The 4,387-nt window shown below is 70.4% G+C and carries 3 protein-coding genes; 1 reads left to right on the top strand and 2 read right to left on the bottom strand.

Annotated elements, in window-relative coordinates; all coding sequences use genetic code 11:
- Positions 1 to 37: 37 nt before the first annotated feature.
- The gene (locus tag AOK00_RS34570; RefSeq protein WP_055604090.1) at positions 38 to 1,390 is read right to left on the bottom strand and encodes an ABC transporter substrate-binding protein; all 1,353 of its coding nucleotides are present in this window, start codon (positions 1,388 to 1,390) and stop codon (positions 38 to 40) included.
- A 368-nt stretch (positions 1,391 to 1,758) separates the two neighbouring features.
- On the opposite strand from AOK00_RS34570, the gene AOK00_RS34565 reads away from it, so the two are divergent.
- On the top strand, positions 1,759 to 2,781 hold the full coding sequence (locus AOK00_RS34565) for a LacI family DNA-binding transcriptional regulator (protein WP_055604089.1): 1,023 nt from the start codon (positions 1,759 to 1,761) through the stop codon (positions 2,779 to 2,781).
- A gap of 330 nt (positions 2,782 to 3,111) precedes the next feature.
- Here AOK00_RS34565 and AOK00_RS34560 read toward each other — a convergent pair.
- A partial coding sequence (locus tag AOK00_RS34560; RefSeq protein ID WP_055604088.1) for a glycoside hydrolase family 6 protein occupies positions 3,112 to 4,387 on the bottom strand: 1,276 nt, incomplete at its 5' end.

Genomic DNA, 4,387 nt, shown 5'->3' with positions numbered 1-4,387 from the left:
CCGCCGCCCGCGGGCGGCGGACCGGCAGGTGTCCCCGCTACTGGTCGATCTTGTCGTCGACCAGCTTCTTGACGTTCTCCCAGGCCTTGGCCGGGTCGGTGCCGCGCTGCTCGATGTCGAGGATTCCGTTGTCGGTGAGGAAGGTCTTGACCTGGCCGTCGTAGCGGCTGATGACGGCGGGGGTGATCCCGGACGCCGCGCTGGAGAAGATCTTGCCGACGGGGGTGTCGCCGAAGTACGGCAGCTTCGCCTCCTGGACGGCCGTGGAGGTGAGCGTGTCCTTGGACGAGGGGATGTTGCCGTTGACCGCGAAGACCTTGGCGTGCTGCGCCGGGGCGGTCAGCCAGGCGGCCAGTTCGGCGGCCTCCTTGGTGTGCTTGCCCGCCTTGGGCACGGCGAGGAAGGAGCCGCCCCAGTTGCCGGCGACCGGCGGCGCGGCGATGTCCCACTTGCCCTGGTTGGCGGGTCCCGCCTGGTCCTTGATGATGCCGGTCATCCAGCTGGGGCAGGCGACGGTGGCGAACTTCGAGTTCTTGAAGGCGGCGTTCCAGGTGCCCTTCTCGTCGAACTGGCGCAGCTTGGCGGTCAGTCCGCCCTGGGCGGCCTTGACCGCGGTGTCCCAGGCGTTCTTCACGCCGGGGCTGTTCTCCCAGTCGAGTTCGCCGCTGGTGTTGGCGTACTGCACCGGGTCGCTGGAGACGACGGCGTTGAAGAGACCGCTCGCCGAGTCGTGGAAGGCGGTGCCGGCGGGCGCGGCCGCCTTGTACTTCTCGCCGGTCGCGATGAACTTGGCCCAGTCGCCGGACCACAGCTTGCCGACGGCGTCGCGGTCGGTGGGCAGCTTGGCCTTGGCGAAGAGGTCCTTGTTGTAGCAGATGGCCATGGGGCCGATGTCGGTGCCGAGGGCGATGACCTTGCCGTCGCCCGTCGTCGCCTGCTTGACCTTCCAGTCGAGGAAGGCGTCGGTCTTCGCGCCGCCCTCCTTGCCCAGGTCGACCCACTTGTTCGCCATCGCCGTGCCGGTCGCCTCGGCGATGTAGCCGACCTCGACGGCCTGGATGTCGGCGACGCCGCTGTTCTGGGCGAGGCGCAGCTTCAGCGTGTCCCAGTACTTCTGACCGTCGGAGACGTTCGACTCCTCGATCTTGATGTTCGGGTGGAGCCGCTCGTACTCGGCGTAGAGCTTCGCGCCGGTCTTGTTGTCGTAGCCGAAGGAACCGAAGGTCCCGATCCGCAGCGTGATCTTCTCGGTGCCCTGGCCGCCCCCGCCGCCCTTGCCGCCGTTGTCGTCGTCGCTGCCGCAACCGGTGAGCAGGGTCGTGCCGGTCACGACGACGGCGACCGCCGCGATCGCCGCACGGCGTCCGCGTCTGCTGCTGGAAGTGCGCATTCCACTCTCCTCGTCCAAGGTGGTGCTCGTTGTGCGCCAAGAGGTCCGGCCGGCTGATCGCGGCTCGGCGGCGCCTGCCAGGACCTGATGCAAGGCTGTGCGCGTCCCGGATGGGAGCGCTCCCACGTCGTTGCCGGAAGGTTGCTGCCTGGCGGGTGCGGGTGTCAAGACATGAACGCGGATTCGTTACCGGAAGGTTTTCCGGGGGTTTCGCGTAGCTGGGCGGGGGCGGTCGCGTCATCTCCTGAACGCACCTCGTGGCGCGGGAGCGGGGCGTGAACTAATGTGGGAGCGCTCCCATCTCCGTTGTCGTCTCCGGCGGGACCGTGGTGAGCAGCGCGTTGTCCTACGAGGGGAGTTCGGGAGTTGTGAGCGGACGGCAGAGCGGCAGACCCACCCTGGAGCAGGTCGCGGCCAGGGCCGGGGTCGGCCGGGGCACGGTCTCCCGGGTGATCAACGGCTCCCCCCGGGTGAGCGAGCAGACCAGAACGGCCGTCGCCAGAGCAGTCGCCGAACTCGGCTACGTGCCCAACCAGGCCGCCCGCGCGCTCGCCGGCAGCCGTACGGACGCGATCGCGCTCGTCATTCCCGAGGCCGAGGCCCGGCTGTTCGCGGAGCCGTACTTCCTCGACCTGATCCGCGGGGTCAGCGCCGAACTCGCCGAGGCCGACAAACAGTTGCTGCTCACCCTGGTCCGCAGCGAGCAGGAACGGCAGCGCTTCGAGCAGTATCTGGCCGCCCAGCGCGTCGACGGCGTCCTGCTCGCCTCCGTCCACGGCGACGACCCGCTGCCCGACCGGATCAGGGAACTCGGCCTGCCGGTCGTCATGAACGGACGCCGCTCCGAGGCCGAGCCCGTGCCGTACGTCGACTCCGACAACATCGGGGCCGGCCGGGCTGCCGTCGCCCACCTCGTGGGACGCGGGCGGAGCAGGATCGCGACCGTCACCGGACCGCCCGACATGTACGTGGCCCGCGCCCGGCTCGGCGGCTACCGGGCGGGGCTCGCGGAAGCCGGACTCGCCCCCGACGAAGAACTGGTCTCCGCGGGCGACTTCACCGAGGAGGGCGGGCGGAGGGCGATGCGGCTGCTGCTCGACCGCAGCCCGGACCTGGACGCCGTCTTCGCCGCCTCCGACGTCATGGCGGCCGGCGCGCGGGGCGCGCTGCGGGAGGCGGGCCGCCGGGTCCCCGAGGACGTGGCCCTCGTCGGCGTCGACGACTCACCGGTGGCGCGGCTCATGGACCCGCCGCTGACGAGCGTGCGGCAGCCGATCGAGGAGATGGGCCGCACGATGGCCCGGATGCTGCTCCAGCACATCGCGGGCGGCCCTGAGGACGCCCCGAAGCGGGTCCTGCCCACGGAACTGGTGGTACGGGGCTCCTGCTGACGGCCCGCCGGGCTCGGACGGCGCCGGGCGGAGCCTCCGTCACCAGCGCTCGTACGCGGAGAAGGGGCGGCCGCTGTCGGCCGGGTGGAGGGCGATGAGCAGCTCCCGGTACGGGACCAACTCCCGCACGAAGGTGACCGGGTCGCGGAAGACGCGCTCCTCCAGCGTAGGGGAACGGTGATCATCCGTACCGCCGGGGGCGGGGCGGGACCGCGAGAGAACAGGCCGGACGGGGACTTCGGGCCCGTCCGGCCTGCTTCACCTCCGCTCCTTCTCAGGGGGTGCCCGTCCCGCTTCCGCCGCGACGGGCGGGCACCCCCTCCGGAGGTCCTACAGCGCCGGGTGGGCGTTCTTCAGGAGCTCCTGGAACTGGGCCGAGAACCACTGGCCCGAGATCGGGGCGTCCGGCAGCGCGCCCGACATGCTGTTCCCGTTACGGGCGTTGCCCGTGTACGTCGGGTCGCACATCCGGTCGAAGCCCTTGCCCTCGTTGTTCGGGATCTCCTTGCTGGCGCCGTCGGACTCGCCCGGGGGCTTGACCCAGACGTACGCGTCGATCCCCGCGGCGGGTGCCGCCTGGGGCCGCTCGCCGAGGCCCGCGCCGGACTGGTTGCACCAGTTGCCGAGGTGGATGCGACGGTCGTACTTGCCGCCGTTGACGTACGTGTCGACGGTGGTCGTCGGGCCCGCGGCGGTGGGCCGGGCGGTGCCGCCCCAGCCGTTGCGGGAGGTGTCGATCAGCATGCCGAGGTTGCTGTCGAAGCCGAGCGAGACGAGCTTGGCGCGCATCGCCTGGGCGTAGGACAGCTCGTCGGTGTACCGGTTCCAGTCGACCCACTTCGACTGGCGCACGGAGACGCCGTTCACGCTGTCGTTGATGGTGAAGTGGTCCTCCTTCAGGGCGCTGTAGTTGGCGGTGTTCACGATGAAGCCGTGGACGTTGGCGACCGTGGAGCCCTCGGCCGTGGCGGCCTGCTTGAACAGCTCGGCGGAGGCGCCGAAGTTGTCGTCCCAGCCCAGCCAGCCGTGGTGGCCGGCGTCCACGTAGTTGTAGACGTTGCCGATCGCGCCCAGCTTCTTGAGCGCGTAGCCGACGCCGGTGATGTAGTTGCCGTTGGCCTTCATGACGTCGCAGTTGGCCGTGGCGGTCGGCCGTCCCGAGACGTTGGTGACCAGGTTCGGCAGCGAGTCGATCTCGACCGTGGTGACGATCCGCAGGCCCGCGTACTTCGGATCGGCGAGGATCGCGGCGATCGGGTCGATGTACTCGGTCTTGTAGCGGCCGATCTCGGTCGGGCCGAGCTCGCCGTTGGAGGCGAGCGCGGCACAGTCGCGGCCCGGCAGGTTGTAGACGACCAGCTGGACGACGAGCTCGCCGGAGCCCTTCTGCTTCAGGGCCTCGTCGAGGTGGGCGCGCAGGCCCATGGAGCCGGCGGAGCCGTTGACGGCGGCGATCCGGTCCAGCCAGACAGCGGTGGGCTGGTTCGAGATCTTGGTGCCGCCCGGCTCGGCAGCCGCCTTCGCGGACCATTCGGGGTTCACGTACACCTTGGCGCCGGCGTACGGGTTGTCGGCCTTGGTGCCGGCCGGCGCCAAGGTGTACGTG

It is taken from the genome of Streptomyces aureus, assembly GCF_001418135.1.
In the GTDB taxonomy this organism is placed as follows: Bacteria; Actinomycetota; Actinomycetes; order Streptomycetales; family Streptomycetaceae; genus Streptomyces; species Streptomyces aureus_A.
The sequence above is the reverse complement of the archived record's forward strand: the minus strand, read 5'-3'. Positions and strand labels throughout refer to the sequence as shown.